The following is a 16,359-nucleotide window of genomic DNA, read 5'->3' on the forward strand; positions in this document are numbered from 1 at the left end:
AGGCTTTAGGGGCGTTTTATCACCAAATTGAGACTCCGTCAGGCACGGGCGATCGCCGCCGCCCGGCGCCGATGCCGGGCGACCCGCTCCCGGTTTCCACAGACCTCGCTCGAACACCAACGTCGTCTACGCCCCCGAGAGGTGTCCAAATAAACCCGGCGGCAGCTCTCCCCCTCGCACTCCCGCAGTCGTGCGAGCGCGTCCGGATCGGTGAGCAGATCCACCGCGTCGCGAGCCACCGCGGCCAGTAGCGCCCCGCATTCGGGAGCCGCGCCCAGGGCCCGGACCAGTGGACCGCTCCCCTTCCGCACCGCCCTGATCGGCGGCGGGGAGCCGGATGCGACGGCGTTGACCCGTTCCAACGCCGAATCGGCGTAACGCCCGCCGAGTTCCGCTCGTATCACCTGGTCGATCCATAGCCGTAGATCAACGAAGCGAACCGCCCAGGGGCCGTCCACCAGACTCACCGAGGTCCCGGCGGGCAGTAGCCCCACACCGAGCAGCCACCGGCCGAGCAGTTGGCTGTCGAGGAGCGGCTCCGGACCGCTGCCGGGGTCCGAAGTCGCTATGAGATCCAGGCATATACGTCCGGAGTCAAACCGCCAGTCGTAGGGAGTCGTACCGTTCGCATCGGCCGTCATCCGCCTGTCACCGCCTCAAGGTCACTGCCTCAGGTCACTGTCTCAGGGTCATTTCCGGGTATTCGCCCTCCAGAGTGCCTGCCCCAGCGGGCGGTCGGAACCCCTCCATCGGTAGCTGATCCGACCGCGCGCCTCGGGGAGCTCAGTCCCGTACGACGTCGGGGGCGATGTCCTCGCGCTCAGCGGGGGCGATACCGCGGACCGACTTGGCGGCGGAAGCACCGCAGAAAACGGCTTCCAGCGTGCGCGGCAGGGTGTTGAGCACCGTCCCGTTGTTGGAGGTGTTGGCGACCGCGGTGACCGAACGCTTGCCGTCCGGGGAGGTGAAGGACGATGTGTAGTACCCCTGGACCGTGCCGGTGTGTCCGTACACCGACACACCGCAGGACAGATCACGGCGACGCAGCCCCAGGCCATAGCCCTGGGTGGCGTTGACCGGGGCCCACTGCTGCATCTGCGCCAGCTGGGCGGCTGACGTCAGCTTCCCCCGGACGAGTGCGGAGAAGAAGGTGTTCAGATCCTTGGGGCTGGAGATGACCGCACCCGCGCTCTGCGCCCAGGAGGCGGTCTGCCGGGTGGAGTCGACCAGCGCGCCACCGGCCTCGTCGGGCCGCAGATAGCCCTTGATATGACGGCCGGGGATGGCGGTGCGGGGATGTACGTAGGAGGTGTTGGTGAGCTTGAGCGGCTTGATGATCCGCTTGCTGTACGCACGGGCGACGGGCTTCCCGGTCAGCTTCTCGATCAGCATTCCCGCGACCACGAAGTTGGTGTTGGAGTAGGAGTAGGCGGCACCCGGCTGGACGGTCAGCGGCTTCGCCAGGGAGAGGTCAAGGAGCTCCTGATAGCTGAAGACCCTGTTCCGCACGGCCTCGAAGCCGGGCACCGTCGCGGCGAACATGTCATTGGTGTAGTCGTACAGCCCGCTGCGGTGACTGAGCAGATGGCGCACGGTGATCCGGGCGTCCAGCAGCCCCGGCAGATACGTGTTGACGGGGGTGTCCAGCGCCAACTCGCCCTCGTCGACCAGTTGCAGCAGCACCACGGACGTGAAGGACTTGCTGACGCTGCCGACCCGGAACCGGTCATTGGCGTCGATGGCCCGCCCGGTGGCCCGATCCCCGATGCCTTCGGCGACCTTGTGGACCGTCCCCTCGTCATCGACCCGGGCCATCGCCCCCGGGGCGCCCTGACTCAGCGCCGTACTCAGGGCCGCCCGCAGGGCCCCGAGATCGGGGGCCGGCGCGGCAGCCGAGACGGCGGCGGGCGCCGCCTTCACCTCGGCTGCCGCGGTCCCCGCGGGTACGAGGACCGCGAGCGGAGCCAACAGCGCGGCGCCCAGCGCCGTGCCCCTCACCACCTTGCCTGAGACCATCTGTGTTCTTCTCCCGTGCTCCGAAGCGAGCCGCGCCGCGGATGCGGACACCGGCATCAGCTATACGCACGGGCGGGGCTGTGGGTTGCACCCGGAAGGGTGAACTCTCATCCCACGAACCCCCACGGCACAAGCACCGGCCCCTGCCTGGGGCACCCCCGACCGCCCTTCCCACGGCACGCAAGAGCCACGGCATGCAGAAGACCCCCTGCCCTAGCGAAGTTCTCGCAGGTCAGGGGGTCTTTTTACACATGGGGTGGTGGAGATGGCGGGAATCGAACCCGCGTCCAACGGTGCAGAATCAGGACTTCTCCGAGCGCAGTCCGCTACGATTTTCTCGGCCCCGGAGATCACGCGGACAAGTCTCCGACGGGCTCAGCCACTGTTTGATTTCCCTCTTGACCCCGTGACCGGGCCTAGAGGTTTAGTTCCCTTGATGACGTCAGGAACCGGGTCGGGAACAGCCCCGGGCTAACGCTCCATGAGTGAAGGTTCGCTCTTACTGCTTATTAGGCAGCGAGGGCGAAGGCTTCGGAGGAATCGCGCTTGGAATCGGCGATTATTGTTTGCGACATATGGTTTACGAGATCATTGCCGCTTCCTCGGCTCGCTTCTCCTGCTTCGACATCCGCTGTCGAAACCGATCATCCCCATGTTGATTTTTCAAAGCTCGCCCTCGCTGTGGAGGACTGGTGCCATCGTACGTGACCAACCCGGGCGGGTGCCAGCGTATTCCCGGCGGCGCCGCGGGCGGGCCCTCGGCGGCGGTCCCTGATCAGGCCTGCTGACGGCGGCGGACCGCCGACATGACCTTGTCAGCCTCGCGCTGGTCCTGACGTTCCCGCAGGGTCTGGCGCTTGTCGTACTCCTTCTTGCCCCGCGCCAGTGCGATCTCGACCTTGGCCCGGCCGTCCTTGAAGTACAGGGCGAGAGGGATGATCGTATGGCCGGTCTCCTGGGACTTGGACTCCAGCTTGTCGATCTCCGCCCGGTGCATCAGGAGCTTCCGCCGGCGCCGCGCGCTGTGGTTGGTCCAGGTGCCCTGGCTGTACTCGGGGATGTGCACATGGTGCAGCCACGCCTCGTGGCCATCGATCTGGACGAAGCCGTCCGCCAGCGACGCCCGCCCCTGGCGCAACGACTTCACCTCGGTACCGGTCAGCACGAGACCGCACTCGTAGGTGTCGATGATGTGGTAATCGTGTCGCGCCTTCTTGTTCTGCGCGATCAGCTTGCGCCCTTTTTCCTTAGCCATAGTGTGGCCATTTTCGCACTACGACCCGGTGCCGAGGCCACCCAATACTGTTTGGGCCTGTTCTTCGGCACCGTGATCGGCGGCGACGTCGGGTGTGATGCCCTCGCCGTCGACGCTCTGGCCCGAGGGGGTGCGGTAGTGCCCGACGGTCAGTTCGGCCACCGAGCCGTCCGGCAGGGTGCTCGGCATCTGCACCGAGCCCTTGCCGAAGGTGCGGGAGCCCACGGTGATCGCGCGGCCCCGGTCCTGGAGCGCTCCCGTGACGAGCTCGGCCGCGCTCATCGTGCCGCCGTCGACGAGGGCGACCACCGGGCGGTCCGTATCGCCGCCGGGGTCGGCGTAGAGGGCTTGCTGATCGCCGCGCATGTCATAGGTGGCGACCAGGCCGCCGTCCAGGAAGGCGGAGGCCGCGGCGACGGCCTCGGTGACCAGACCGCCGGCATTGCCCCGGAGATCGAGGAGGACACCGGCGCCGTGCGGGGCCCGCCGTACGGCTTCCTGCACCCGGGCGCCCGAGCCCCTGGTGAAGGCCGCGACTCTGATCATCACCGCGCCGCCCCTGAGATGCCGCACCGTGACGGATTCGGTGGACAGCGTCCTACGGGTCAGGGTCCTGGTCCAAGAACGGTCGGCCCGCTCCAGGCCGAGGTTCACCCGGGTGCGCTCCTTGCCGCGCAACAGCGCGACCACATCGGTGACGGGGCGATCGTCGACGGCCAGTCCGTCGATCGCGCGCAGCCGGTCGCCCGCCTTGACGCCCGCGTCGTCGGCCGGGCCGCCCGGCTGGACCTTGGCCACCTCGACCCGGCCGTCCTCCGAGCGGCGCGCCCACAGTCCGACACCGGTGTACTCACCGTCCAGGGCCTGCTGAAACGTCTTGTACTCCTGCTGGTCATAGACCGCGCCCCAGCGGTCTCCGCTGCGGCTGACGACCTCTCCGGCGGCCTTGGCCCCGGACTTGCCCTCGGCGACGGCGGCAGCGGCGGCCCGGGCCACGGCCTCCTGGTCGACGGTCGCTCCGGCGGGCCGTGCGGCCAGGGTGCGCGATTGCTCGACATCCCCGTCATGAGGCAGCGCGTTGGTGGCCGCAGCGGTGGCGAGAACGGTTGCGAAAACCAATGTCAGGGCGGCCCCGCGGCGAATGCGGCGGGGCAGTAGACAGACTTCCGGGCCCGACATGGCGTTGAGTCTAGGACAAGCGAAGGGCGTCGTACGGAGGTTGTTCGTACGACGCCCGGGGCGCTCGTCACACCTTGAGGTACTTGCGCAAAGCGACGAAAGCAGCAAGGGCGGGCATCACCAGACTGATCACCAGGACCAGGGGGAGCTTGGTCAATACAGCGTCCCAGCCGATGAATTCGACGAGCTGCATCTTCTCGGAGAGTGCCAGGCCGTTGTCGATAAGGAAATAGCGGCCCAGCAGAAGGAAGGCACAGGCGACCACTCCACCAAGAAGTCCGGCGAAAGCCGCCTCCATGATGAACGGCATCTGAATATAGAAACTGGACGCGCCCACCAGACGCATGATGCCGGTCTCACGCCTACGGCTGAACGCCGAAACCCGCACCGTGTTGACGATCAGCATCATCGCGATGACCAGCATGAGCGCCATCACGCACAGGGCCGCGACCCGCATTCCGTTCATCAGGGAGAAGAGGTTCTCCACGATGTCCCGCTGGTCGCGCACGGAATGAACACCCGCGCGACCGTCGAAGGCGGATGCGACCACCTTGTACTTCTCCGGGTCCTTGAGCTTGACGCGGAAGGAATCCTGCATCTGGTCCGGGGTGATCGTGGCCGCGATCGGAGTGTCGCCGTACTCCTCCTTGTAGAGCTTGTACGCCTGCTCCGCGGACTCCTTGTGGACGGTCTCGACAATGTCCATCTTCTGCAGATCGGCTTCGATCTGCTGCTTCTGCTGCCCGGTGATGGCGCCCTTGGAGCATTGGCGAGGTGATGTCTTCGCGTCGTTCTTGTTGCAGAGGAAGATCGAGACATTGACCTTGTCGTACCAGAAGTCCTTCATCGTATTGACCTGCTGGCTCATCAGGAGCGCGCCACCGAAGAGCGCGAGCGAGAGGGCCACGGAGACGATGACGGCGAAGGTCATGGTGAGATTGCGGCGAAGACCGACGCCGATCTCCGACAGTACGAACTGGGCGCGCATCGCGTGCGTTCAGCCTTTCCTTGCTGCTCTTACTGGCTCACTACCTGCGGCCGCGGACGGCTCAGTGCTGGTAGCCGTAGACGCCACGCGCCTGGTCACGTACGAGGCGTCCCTGCTCCAACTCGATCACACGCTTGCGCATCTGGTCGACGATGTTCTGGTCGTGGGTCGCCATCACCACGGTGGTTCCCGTGCGGTTGATGCGGTCCAGCAGCTTCATGATGCCCACGGAGGTCTGCGGGTCGAGGTTGCCGGTGGGCTCATCGGCGATCAGGAGCATCGGGCGGTTGACGAAGGCCCGCGCGATGGCGACGCGCTGCTGCTCACCGCCGGACAGCTCACCGGGCATCCGGCCTTCCTTGCCGCCGAGCCCGACGAGGTCGAGGACCTGGGGGACGGCCTTGCGGATCTCCCCGCGCGGCTTGCCGATGACCTCTTGCGCGAACGCCACGTTCTCGGCGACGGTCTTGTTGGGCAGCAGTCGGAAATCCTGGAAGACGGTGCCCAACTGGCGGCGCATATGAGGCACCTTGAAGTTGGAGAGTTTGGCGAGGTCCTTGCCCAGGACGTGCACCAGCCCTTCGCTGGCTCGCTCCTCGCGCAGGATCAGCCGCAGGAACGTCGACTTTCCGGAACCTGACGAGCCCACGAGGAAGACGAACTCCCCCTTCTGGATGTCCAGCGTGACATCGCACAGGGCGGGGCGGTTCTGCTTGGGGTAGCTCTTGGAGACTCTGTCGAATCGGATCACAGGTGCACCACGGTCGGCCGGGAGTAGGTGTGCGTGACCTTACGCGAACGGAACTGACGGAGGCAGCTAGCGGCCTGGGATGCGCAGTTTGTCCCGTACTTCGTCCGGTACTTTGTCCTGCCGCGCGCACCGATCATGACGCGCGGGGAACGCGTGCGCGCTTATGCCGACTTTATGCGATCCGATGGGGCGCGCCGAAAGGCGCGCGAGCTGGCACAGTGGTAGGGAACAGTCGCGTTTCCCTAAGCGTTATCTGAAGTGATCTGTGCTCACGGTCCGCGTCTGCGGCTCCGGCGCGCGGGAGGAGGAGAGCGCATGACCTATGACCGACTGGTGTGCGCCAACTGCGCGGCCCCCGTCTCCGAGGGTCGCTGCCAGGTCTGTCGGGCCAACCGCGAGCGGCTCCAGCAAGAGGGCCCGTTCGGCGGACTCAATCCGGTGGCGTTGTTGACGTTGCTGGTGGTGTTGATCGCCGCACTGGCCGTGCTGGCGACCCAGACCGCGTAGGGCTACTGAGCCTCTGGAGCGCGCAAGGAAGGGCCCGGGGTGTTGTGCCACACCCCGGGCCCTTCTCGCTGAGCGAGATCGCTCCTGTGCGCTGTGTTACACCGGGCCCGTACGCGTGGTGTGCGTCTCAGGCCGCTTCAACGAAGCCCGAGCCGATCGACGGCAGCCGATGGCCCTGGGATGCGCCGCCGTCTCGGACGGCGCGGCTGGACATCGTCTGGATCAGGCAGCAGTGCGTCCGCCGACGAGCCGGGGCATAAAGCGGAATCCGATGCCACCGGCGATCATGGTGGCAGCGCCGACGACCAGGTAGGTGGTCTCCAGGGCTCCCGTCTCGGCCAGCTCTTCCTTGGCCTTGCCCTGCTCGACCGGCTGGGAGCCGGCGTTGTTGGTGTCCGTGTTGTCGGTGCACTCGGCGCCGTCGAGGTCGACGGTGCAGGTACCCGCGCCACCGTCGTCCCCGCCATCGGTGCTACCGCCGTTGTTGCCACCGGTGGTCTGGCCGGGGACAGTGCTGCTCGGGCTCGGACCCGTACCCGGAGGGGTGCTGCTCGGGCTCGAACCCGGAGGCGTGTTGCTCGGAGTCGGCTTCGGAGGGGTGTTGCTCGGGGTCGGCTTCGGAGGCGTGTTGCTCGGGCTCGGACCAGGGCCGGTGTTGCTCGGGCTCGGACCCGGACCGGTGTTGCTCGGGCTCGGACCGGGGCCGCTGTTGCTCGGACCAGGACCCGGACCGGAGGAACTGGGATCCGGAATGGTCGTGGGCACGGACGGGCTGGGGCTGGGCGGGGTGTCGTCAACCCGAGCGTCGATACCGATACCGGCGTCGGTGTCCGCACCGACGGCTGAGGCGACGCCCGCGGCGGTCAGCGACGCACCGGCAGCGACCACCGCGCCGGCGACAATCCGCGCCACGCGGATGCGCGTCTTCTTGGTCATGTAGCTGCTACCCCCAGTAGCTATTCGTGAAGTAGTGCAGCGCGTCGGGGCTTCAACCACAGGGAGTTGGGCTCTTCCCCGTCCTTATGAGCCCCGAAAATGCGTCTGCCGCGCGTTAGCCTTCCCAGTTTTCGCGGACGCGTCAAGGCGGTTGCGCGTGCGATGTCCGGTATGAGGCAGGTTGCCTGAGCAGGGGCGATAGAACTGTGACACATAAGGAAACTGACGGCCCATGAGTTACTGATTGCCTTATCGACAAAGCGAGTAGAAGCTCAATACCGCGCTTGCGTTGGCGAATTCACCGACTGGTATGACAACCACGCTGGAGCCTCGGTTCCTTGAAACGGCCCCGTTCCGCACTCGACGTGACTGCCGCACCATCGGGACACGGCGACCTCCCCCGGTGACCCTCAGGCAGAGCGGGAAGCCGCCGCCCACGCACAAGTGCCGGCACCCCCAGGCGGGGGGGCCGGCATCTTTCTCTTACGAGAGGACTTGTGCTAGCGGTCCTGGCGCTTCCGCCAGCGGATGCCCGCCTCCAGGAAACCGTCGATCTCGCCATCCAGAACGGACTGCGGATTGCCGACCTCGAACTCTGTGCGCAGATCCTTGACCATCTGGTAGGGGTGCAGAACGTAGGAGCGCATCTGGTTGCCCCAGGAGTTGCCGCCGTCGCCCTTGAGGGCGTCCATCCTCGCCTGCTCCTCATGGCGGCGGCGCTCCAGCAGCTTCGCCTGGAGGACGTTCATCGCACTCGCCTTGTTCTGGATCTGCGAGCGCTCGTTCTGGCAGGAGACCACGATGTTGGTCGGCAGGTGGGTGATGCGAACCGCCGAGTCGGTGGTGTTCACTCCCTGACCACCGGGGCCCGAGGCGCGGTAGACATCGATCCGCAGTTCGGACTCGTCGATCTCGACGTGGTCGCTCTGCTCGACCACGGGGAGCACCTCGACGCCGGCGAAGGACGTCTGGCGGCGGCCCTGGTTGTCGAAGGGGGAGATGCGCACCAGCCGGTGAGTGCCCTGCTCGACCGAGAGGGTGCCATAGGCATAGGGGGCCTTGACCACAAAGGTGGTCGACTTGATGCCGGCCTCCTCGGCGAACGACGTCTCATAGACCTCGGTCGAGTACCCATGGCGCTCGGCCCAGCGCAGATACATGCGCTGGAGCCGCTCGGCGAAGTCGGACGCGTCCACTCCGCCGGCTTCCGCGCGGATGTTGACCAGCGCCTCACGCTCGTCGTACTCGCCGGAGAGAAGGGTGCGCACTTCCATCTCTTCCAGTGCCTTGCGGACATCCACCAGCTCGGACTCGGCCTCGGCGAGCGTGTCCGCGTCGTCCTCGGCCTCGGCCAGTTCGAAGAGCACGGACAGATCATCGATCCGGCTGCGGAGAGCCTCGACCTTGCGCAGCTCCGCCTGGAGGTGGGAGAGCTTGCTGGTGATTTTCTGCGCCGCTTCCGGGTCGTCCCACAGGGACGGGGCTGCGGCCTGCTCCTCCAGCACGGCAATGTCAGCCCTCATCCTGTCGAGGTCCAGGACGGCCTCGATCGACCCCATGGTCGAGGAGAGGGACTTCAGCTCTTCAGATACATCGACGACTGCCACGGGTCCAGCGTAACGGCTGGGTGCAACTTACCCGTCCGCCAGGGTTTGGCAGCGGCTTTCGCCACCCCACCAGGGTCGGCTTCTAGGGCTCCGCGGTGGAGGACTTGGAGTCTCTCGGGGGCGGTTCGGCTTCGCCGTCACCCGTCGCGAGCCAGCCGCCGACGCTCACCGCGGCGATCACCGCGACAGCGGCCGCACCCAGGGTGATCCGTCGCTTACGCACCGCACTGGCCCGACTGGCGGTCTGCTTGTTGCGGGCCGAGCCGGGGCGGGGCTGGCCCGGGGTTCGTGGCGCGCGGGCGGTGCCGTACGCCCCACCGGCGAGCTCGTCCGGGGCGGGGACGCGCATGGAGGTGTGGGTGTCGCGGTTGGAGTCGGCCGGGGGCCCGCCGGGCACGAGCGGGACCGCGCCACGGCGGCGCACCTCGCCGGTGGGTTCGGGAACGGCTTCCTCGTAGGGTTCGGCGGGCGGCTCGGAGTCGGGCTCGTCGACGTCCAGCGGAGGCAGGCCGGACAGCAGCGGCAGCAGTTCACGCAGCCGGGCCGCCACCTCGGAGGCGCGCAGCCGGGAGGCGGGGGCCTTGGCCAGGCACTGGACGATCAGCTGCCACAGCTCCTCCGGGATGCCCGGCAGGGGGACGACCGTCTCGGTGACATGGCGGCGCAGTACCGCCCCAGGATGCCCCCCGCCGAACGGGGTGAAGCCCGCGAGGAGTTCATAGAGGACGGTGGCGAGGGCGTAGATGTCGACCGCGGCCCGCGGTGGGAGCCCCTCGACTATCTCGGGAGCGAGGTAGTCCGGGGTGCCGATGATGCGGGTCGACTTGGTGCGGCCCGGGGTGTCGATCAGCTTGGCGACACCGAAGTCGGTGAGCAGGGCCGGGTGGGCTCCGCCGGGGCCGAGCTCCCCTTCCATGTTGAGCAGGATGTTCTCGGGCTTGACGTCCCGGTGGACGATCTGGGCCGCATGGGCGGCGGCCAGTCCATCGGCGACGTCCGCGATGATCGCCACCGCCGCCTCGGGGGCGAGCCTGCGCTCCCGGTCCAGACGGGTGCGCAGATCGGTGCCCCGGACCAGCTCCATGACCAGGGCGAGGTCATTGCCGTCGACGACGAGATCGCGAACGGCGACGACGCTGGGGTGGTCCAGGCTCAGCAGGGCTGTGCGCTCCTGGACGAAGCGTCCAACCAGTTCCTGGTCCGAGGCGAGGTCTTCGCGCAACAGCTTGATGGCGACGGGCCCGTCAGGCCCGTCCCCTGCCCAGACCGTGCCCGCACTGCCCCGACCGAGGATCTGGTGCGCCGTGTACCGGCTACCGATGTTCCGTGCCAAGACTGCTCCCTCAGCGGCTGGCGTTGTCCATAACGTACGCGTGGTTATGGCAACCGCGCGCCCCAGATGACACCAACCTTCACTTCCGCGGGCGGTTTTTGCCCGCGGAAGTCGATAAATCCACTCGGCCGTGGGGAGTGGTGGCTACTGCCCGGTGTCCGGGTTATTGGTGTTGGGCTCGTTTGTGGTCGAGTCGGAAGCGCCGAGTTCGGAAATCCAGTCCGTCACATTGGTGACGCCGTCACCAATCGCGTCCCAGTAGCTCTTTCCATCGGCGATCCAGCCCTGAACGGGGGTCAGCTCCCAGATCAGCCAGCCCGCGACAACCAGCATGAGGATCGAGAACAGACAGCCCTTGAGGCAGCCGAGTCCAGGAATACGCATGGGGTTGGAACTGCGCTGCCTGGGCTGACGCGGGGCTGGCGGTTGAGGCTGCTGTGGTTGCTGAGGCTGCTGCGGAGGTGAGTATGGCTGGGGTGCGTACTGCTGGCGCTGGGGCGGCTGCGGGCGCTGCTGCTGGCGAGGCTGAGGTTGCGGCCTGGCCCGCCGCGGTTGCGGCTGCGGCGGAGGCGGCGCGTACTGCTGCTGCTGCTGCTGTTGGTGCTGCTGCTGGGGAGAGTGCGGTGGTTGCGGAGGCTGCTGCGGCTGCTGACGCTGGGGGCGGCGGCGCAGCGGGTCCTGACTCGGGTCCAGGTACTGGACCTGGGTCTGGTCATTGCGATCGCGCGCCGCCTGGAGCTGGGATTGCCAGGGGTGCGGGTCCTGGGACCCGGGAGAACCGTCGGGGCGCGGCGGCACCGGCGGCATCATCGCGGTCGGATCGGACGCCCCGGCGCGCGGCAGAACGCTCGTCGGGTCGGCGGCGCCCGAGGGGGAGCCGGTCTGCTGCATCACGCTGGTCGCGGCGTTGGGGTCGTAACCGCCGGGCGATCCGGTGTTGGGCAGCATCTGGGTCGGGGCGGCCGCTCCGGGGGTCTCGGGGACCTGGGCCGGCGCGGGGTCGGGCGCGAGCAGGGCGGCCACTCCGAGGGCGGCGTCGACCTGGGCACCGCTGGAGTGCACCCCGACACCGGCGGCGACGGTGCGCAGCGCGCGGGCGAGGTTGACCGCGCTGGGGCGCTCGCCCGGCTCCTTGCGCAGGCAGCGCTCTATGACCGTCCACAGCGGCTCGGGCACGGTGGTGGGGCGCCGGGGTTCCTCGCTCAGATGGCGGTGGAGCACTTCGAGCGCGGTGCCGCCGGCGAACGGCGGACGGCCGGTGACCAGCTCGTACAGCAGGATGCCGGCACCGTAGATGTCGACGGCGGAGGTCTGCGGGCGGCCTTCGGCGGACTCGGGGGCGATATAGGCCGGGGTGCCCACGAACTCATGGGTACGGGTCAGGCCCGGGGAGTCAGCGAGGCGGGCGATGCCGAAGTCGGTCAGCATCGGATGCATCTGTCCGTCGGCGTCCGTTTTCAGCAGGACGTTCGCCGGCTTGAGGTCACGGTGGACGACCCCGTCGGAATGGCTGGCGGCGAGGGCGTCGGCGACCTGGGCCGTCAGCAGGGAGGCGGCGACCGGGGTGAAGGGGCCGTTGTCCCGGAGATAGCGGTGGAGGTCGGGGCCGTCGATCAGATCCATGACCAGGGCGAGGAGATCGCCCTCGACGACCAGGTCACGGGTCCGCACGATGTTCGGGTGGGTCAGGCGGAGCAGTACGGAACGCTCGCGCAAAAAGCGCATCACGATGTCCGCGTCGTTCGCCAGCTCCTCCTTGAGGACCTTGATCGCGACCGTCTCGCCGGGCTGGCCCGGCACCGCCGCCTCGGCGCCCGCGGTCTCGCGCTGCCTGGCACGCCAGACGGTGCCGGTGGCTCCGCGGCCGAGTGGCTGCTCCAGGAGGTACTTGCTGCCTACAGGCCGCACGTCATGCGCTCCCTGCTGATCGTGGTCCTTGCGTGGTCCGGGCCCACTATGACGCCGCCCGGGTGTCCGACCCACTTTAATGCCGCCGCACAAGTCGCCGGCCGGTTGTCCGCGGGTCTTCTCCGCTGGTCCGGTCCGGTACGGGCCGGTGGAGTACCGGTCCCGTAGCCGCAATGCGCCGCGGGTGCGGCCGTGTGGTGTCCGCAGCAAAGACGCGAAGGGAGTACGGAAGGTTGCCGAACTGGCGTGCCGTACACAACACAGTCCTGACGCTTGCTGACCCAACCAGGCACTTTTCCGTCCGGATAGGATCATTCAAGATCACTTATCGCCGGTTGCCGGGCGCGTTGTCAGTAGCAGGTGCGAGGATGCCTCAAGCACGGAGCCGTGGGACGGGAGCCCTGGTGCTCTGTGTCGACCTGCCGGGTGGGGGCAATCGGAGGCGGCTCCCCTGCCGGGTACCCCGTGCAGAAGGGATTGCAGACGGCGATGCAGATCCGGCTGACCGTTCTCGCGCCGCGTGCCGGGCAGTCCGCGGCGGCGGGTGGGACCGCAGCGGGGCAGGCCGGACCGGCCCGCGCCCGTGGCTGCGATGTGCTCGTCACCGCGCCCGCCGGCACGGCTCTCGGAGCCGTGGCGTCCGGTCTGGCGACCGCCGCCGCGGGCCCGGACATATCCGGTGCCGTCGTCTTGTACGTGGGACAGGAGCGGCTCGACGCCCAGCGCCACATCCTCGGCGAGCCACCACTGATCGATGGCGCGGTGCTGTCCTTCCAGTGCCCCGGCGAGACGGAGCCGCCCGGCGCGGAAGCCCCCGCACAGCTCCATGTCGTCGCGGGCCCGGACGCGGGTGGGGTCCACCTCCTGCACGGCGGGCAGATCAGTGTGGGGCGCTCGGCCGACGCGGATGTCGCGCTGGACGACCCCGATGTCTCCCGGCTGCACTGTTCGGTGACGGTCGAGGAAGACGGCCGGGTGACGGTCGCCGACCTCGGCTCGACCAATGGCACCACGCTGGACGGCAGGCCCGTGGGCCCCCGCCCGGTGCGACTGCCCGCGGGCGCGCTGCTGCGGTTGGGGGAATCCGCGCTGCGCCTGGCTCCCGGCACTCCCGCACCGGCTCTGTCGACCGACCCGGACGGGGAGGGCCACCTCCGCGTACCCGACGGTGTCTCCTTCGTCGATCCCCTGGATGACTCCAGCCGTGAGCAGCGTCCGGCGGAGCCCGGGTGGGGACCCCCGCCCATCACGGACTCCGGCCATCCGGACCACCCGGCCCAAGCTCTCTTCGACGGCAGCCGGGTACCCCCGCAGTACCAGCCCACGCTCCCCGGCCCGGCTGCCCCGGTGCACTCCCGCCCGCTGGACAGCGCGGGAACCGAGGGTCCCGGTGGCCAGGGCGGGCAGGAGGGTCGCGGCGGGCGCAAGCGGGGCATAGGCGCCTGGGCGCGGCGGCTGGCCGGGGGCAGGGACGAGACCGCGGGTGCCGCCGCGGTCGACTACCCCCCGGAATGGCCAGTTTCGGGACCTTCCGTACCCGCCGCGAGATCAGAGCTGTCCGGGCGGTTCACCGCCGAGCGCTGGCCCGATCCCGCCGCCGTGCTCCTGACCGCGCTCGGCCCGGGGCCCCGGCTCTGGGAGCGTGGTCCGGCGCACCCCGAGTCACTGGTGCTCCGGCTCGGCACGGACGATCGGGACGGGCTGCCCTCGGTACCGGTGACCGTCGGATTGCGGGAGGCGGGCTCCCTCGGTCTCGCAGGGCCCCGGGCCCGCCTGGCCGGGTTGGCCCGCTGGGCGGTCGCACAGCTCGCGGCCGCGCACTCCCCCACCGAGCTGGAGATCGTACTGATCAGTGCCGATCGCTCCCGCAGCCTGGACGAACGCAGGGCCGAGTGGGCGTGGCTCGGCTGGCTGCCCCAGCTGCGGCCAGCCCACGGCCAGGACTGTCGCATGCTGCTGGCGTACGACCGCGACCAGGCCGCGGCGCGTACCGCCGAGTTGACGCGCCGGTTGGACGACGGCCCGCTGGGCCCGGGCTGGCCAAGCGCCGACCCGCGAGCCGTGGCGGAAGCCGCCGGGCGGCATGTCGGAGGACGTACCGTCGTCATCGTCGACGGCGATCCGGGCTCGGCAGCGCTGCGGGAGGCGACCGCACGGCTCGCGAGCACCGGCCGGGCGACCGGTATCCATCTGATCGTGCTGGCCGAGACACCGCCGGCCTCCCCCCACTCACCGATCGCCGCGACCTATGAGACGGCGTGCGCGGCATCGCTCGCCTTCCGTGAGTGCGGGGCGGTCGCCATGCTCAGCGGCGATGTGGCCACCGCCCTGCGACTGCTGCGGACGGCCGGCGGGCTGCCCGCCGGACAAGGCACCCTGGCAGCGGTGGACGCCGTTTCGGCGGCCTGGGCCGAGCGCTTCGCCCGAGCCCTCGCCCCGCTGCGCACCGAAGGCCCCGCGGGGTCCGACACGGGCCCCGGGCGGGCCGCCGCGCTCCCCCGCTCCGCCCGTCTCCTGGACGAACTGGGACTCGCCCGCGCCACTCCCGCTTCCCTGATGGCGCGTTGGGCATCGGCCACCGATATGGCCCAGAAAGCCGGCCAGCCCCCTCCCGCGTCGGCCGATGGGCGACCGGGCAGGCCCGTGGATCAGGTCGAGGGCCGCTGGCCGGACGGCACCGCGGTGCTCGGCGCTGGCCCGCGCGGTCCGCTCACCATCAATCTGACCGCGGACGAGCCACATCTGCTGATCGAAGGTCCGCCCGGTAGCGGTCGCACCGAGCTGCTGCGCTCCATCGCCGCGTCCCTCGCATCCGCCGCCCGCCCCGACCGACTCGGTCTGCTGCTGGTCGACGGAGCCGGCGGGGAGCGCGGCGACGGCCTCGCGGCCTGCACCGAGCTTCCGCATGCCTTCGACCATCTGGTCGCCAGCGACCCGCTGCGCATGCGCGCCTTCGCTCAGGCGCTCGGCGCCGAGTTGAAGCGGCGGGCGGAGATCCTGGGGGGCGCGAGCTTCACCGCAGGGCAGCAGGGCCGTCAGCTGGCGGGCCGCAGGGTCGGTCAGCGCCCGTCCAGCGCCGCCGAACAGAGCGGATCAAGCCTCCCACCGCCCCGCGGGCACCACAGTGCGGCCACGGCCTCTCCGCCGCCCACGGCCAACGGGTCGGGCGGCCACCCGCACGGCGATCTCGACTCCCCACCCAGCGGCACCCTGCGCCTGCGTCCCGGCGGGCGTGGCAACGTCACCGCCACCACCACCGAACGCCCCCTGCCCCGACTGGTCGTTCTCGTCGATGACTTCGACGCGCTGGTGGCCCCGGCCCTGGGGAGTACGGGCCGTCCGGCGGCGGGTTCGGTCGTCCGGGCGCTGGAGGCGGTGGCACGCGACGGCGGCCGGCTCGGCGTCCATCTCATCGCCACCTCCGCCCGCCCCGAGTACACGGCCGACACCGAGTTGGCGCGCGGCACCCGACTGCGCGCCGTCCTCGACGCCCCGCCCGTCAACCCCGGGCCGGGGGAGCCCGCCCCGGGCCGGGGCCGGCTGAGCCACCCGGATGGGCGCGAGACCCCGTTCCAGAGCGGCCGGGTCACCGGGCGCATTCCCCGTACGGCGACCCTGCGCCCCACCGTCGTCCCCCTGGAGTGGGAACGGATGGGCGATCCGCCGACGCGCCGGCCCGTACGGGAACTGGGCAATGGGCCAACCGATCTCGCGCTGCTGGCCAGCGCGCTGGAGCGGGCGGCCAGCCTGGTCGACGCGCGGCCGCTGTCACCACTCACTCTCATACATCCCTAACGCCGCGGGTATTCATGTCCTTTGACGGGACAGCACGTCACAGAGGGATCACAAAAGACGGCCCGGGCCTCGCGGCGGTGTTGC

12 protein-coding genes and 1 other RNA gene are annotated in these 16,359 nt (G+C 69.3%); 2 read left to right on the plus strand and 11 right to left on the minus strand.

Going from position 1 to position 16,359, the window contains the following annotated elements; all coding sequences use genetic code 11:
• Nucleotides 1-38: 38 nt before the first annotated feature.
• The 7 genes from NBG84_RS29080 to ftsE all read right to left on the minus strand — a co-directional run bounded on the left by NBG84_RS29080 (nucleotide 39) and on the right by ftsE (nucleotide 6,189).
• Complete coding sequence (locus NBG84_RS29080; protein WP_250922590.1) at nucleotides 39-641, minus strand: CGNR zinc finger domain-containing protein; 603 nt, start codon at nucleotides 639-641, stop codon at nucleotides 39-41.
• A 142-nt stretch (nucleotides 642-783) separates the two neighbouring features.
• Nucleotides 784-2,016, minus strand: coding sequence for a serine hydrolase domain-containing protein (locus NBG84_RS29085; protein WP_250922591.1), 1,233 nt, complete (start codon nucleotides 2,014-2,016; stop codon nucleotides 784-786).
• Nucleotides 2,017-2,273: 257 nt separating this feature from the next.
• Nucleotides 2,274-2,668, minus strand: a transfer-messenger RNA (tmRNA) gene (gene ssrA, locus NBG84_RS29090).
• Between the two features lie 123 nt (nucleotides 2,669-2,791).
• Nucleotides 2,792-3,271, minus strand: coding sequence for an SsrA-binding protein SmpB (gene smpB / locus NBG84_RS29095; protein ID WP_250922592.1), 480 nt, complete (start codon nucleotides 3,269-3,271; stop codon nucleotides 2,792-2,794).
• An 18-nt stretch (nucleotides 3,272-3,289) separates the two neighbouring features.
• Nucleotides 3,290-4,450 carry a S41 family peptidase gene (locus tag NBG84_RS29100; protein WP_250922593.1) on the minus strand — a complete coding sequence of 387 codons (1,161 nt, stop codon included), beginning with the start codon at nucleotides 4,448-4,450 and terminating at the stop codon, nucleotides 3,290-3,292.
• 67 nt (nucleotides 4,451-4,517) lie between these two features.
• Entirely contained in the window at nucleotides 4,518-5,438 is a 921-nt protein-coding gene (ftsX, locus tag NBG84_RS29105) for a permease-like cell division protein FtsX (protein ID WP_250922594.1), read from the minus strand.
• Nucleotides 5,439-5,499: 61 nt separating this feature from the next.
• The gene (ftsE, locus tag NBG84_RS29110; protein ID WP_250922595.1) at nucleotides 5,500-6,189 is read right to left on the minus strand and encodes a cell division ATP-binding protein FtsE; all 690 of its coding nucleotides are present in this window, start codon (nucleotides 6,187-6,189) and stop codon (nucleotides 5,500-5,502) included.
• 315 nt (nucleotides 6,190-6,504) lie between these two features.
• Here ftsE and NBG84_RS29115 point away from each other — a divergent pair, with 315 nt between their 5' ends.
• Nucleotides 6,505-6,696 (plus strand): hypothetical protein, encoded by a 192-nt coding sequence (locus NBG84_RS29115; RefSeq protein ID WP_250922596.1) that lies wholly within the window; start codon nucleotides 6,505-6,507, stop codon nucleotides 6,694-6,696.
• Nucleotides 6,697-6,918: 222 nt separating this feature from the next.
• Here the strand turns inward: NBG84_RS29115 and NBG84_RS29120 are convergent, their stop codons facing one another.
• The 4 genes from NBG84_RS29120 to NBG84_RS29135 all read right to left on the minus strand — a co-directional run bounded on the left by NBG84_RS29120 (nucleotide 6,919) and on the right by NBG84_RS29135 (nucleotide 12,480).
• The gene (locus NBG84_RS29120; protein WP_250922597.1) at nucleotides 6,919-7,632 is read right to left on the minus strand and encodes a hypothetical protein; all 714 of its coding nucleotides are present in this window, start codon (nucleotides 7,630-7,632) and stop codon (nucleotides 6,919-6,921) included.
• Nucleotides 7,633-8,132: 500 nt separating this feature from the next.
• Nucleotides 8,133-9,239, minus strand: a complete 1,107-nt coding sequence (prfB, locus tag NBG84_RS29125) for a peptide chain release factor 2 (RefSeq protein WP_250922598.1) — start codon at nucleotides 9,237-9,239, stop codon at nucleotides 8,133-8,135.
• An 82-nt stretch (nucleotides 9,240-9,321) separates the two neighbouring features.
• Nucleotides 9,322-10,572 carry a serine/threonine-protein kinase gene (locus tag NBG84_RS29130; protein ID WP_250922599.1) on the minus strand — a complete coding sequence of 417 codons (1,251 nt, stop codon included), beginning with the start codon at nucleotides 10,570-10,572 and terminating at the stop codon, nucleotides 9,322-9,324.
• A gap of 144 nt (nucleotides 10,573-10,716) precedes the next feature.
• The gene (locus tag NBG84_RS29135) at nucleotides 10,717-12,480 is read right to left on the minus strand and encodes a serine/threonine-protein kinase (RefSeq protein ID WP_250922600.1); all 1,764 of its coding nucleotides are present in this window, start codon (nucleotides 12,478-12,480) and stop codon (nucleotides 10,717-10,719) included.
• A gap of 489 nt (nucleotides 12,481-12,969) precedes the next feature.
• On the opposite strand from NBG84_RS29135, the gene NBG84_RS29140 reads away from it, so the two are divergent.
• Nucleotides 12,970-16,275 carry an FHA domain-containing protein gene (locus NBG84_RS29140; protein WP_250922601.1) on the plus strand — a complete coding sequence of 1,102 codons (3,306 nt, stop codon included), beginning with the start codon at nucleotides 12,970-12,972 and terminating at the stop codon, nucleotides 16,273-16,275.
• The last annotated feature ends 84 nt before the right edge of the window (nucleotides 16,276-16,359 follow it).

The organism is Streptomyces albipurpureus (assembly GCF_023701525.1).
In the GTDB taxonomy this organism is placed as follows: domain Bacteria; phylum Actinomycetota; class Actinomycetes; order Streptomycetales; family Streptomycetaceae; genus Streptomyces; species Streptomyces albipurpureus.

Coding starts and splice junctions, on each gene's coding strand:
- NBG84_RS29115 (WP_250922596.1), top strand. CDS start 6,505: ATGACCTATGACCGACTGGTGTGCGCCAACTGCGCGGCCCCCGTCTCC.
- NBG84_RS29085 (WP_250922591.1), bottom strand. CDS start 2,016: ATGGTCTCAGGCAAGGTGGTGAGGGGCACGGCGCTGGGCGCCGCGCTG.
- smpB (WP_250922592.1), bottom strand. CDS start 3,271: ATGGCTAAGGAAAAAGGGCGCAAGCTGATCGCGCAGAACAAGAAGGCG.
- ftsX (WP_250922594.1), bottom strand. CDS start 5,438: ATGCGCGCCCAGTTCGTACTGTCGGAGATCGGCGTCGGTCTTCGCCGC.
- NBG84_RS29120 (WP_250922597.1), bottom strand. CDS start 7,632: ATGACCAAGAAGACGCGCATCCGCGTGGCGCGGATTGTCGCCGGCGCG.
- NBG84_RS29140 (WP_250922601.1), top strand. CDS start 12,970: ATGCAGATCCGGCTGACCGTTCTCGCGCCGCGTGCCGGGCAGTCCGCG.
- NBG84_RS29080 (WP_250922590.1), bottom strand. CDS start 641: ATGACGGCCGATGCGAACGGTACGACTCCCTACGACTGGCGGTTTGAC.
- NBG84_RS29100 (WP_250922593.1), bottom strand. CDS start 4,450: ATGTCGGGCCCGGAAGTCTGTCTACTGCCCCGCCGCATTCGCCGCGGG.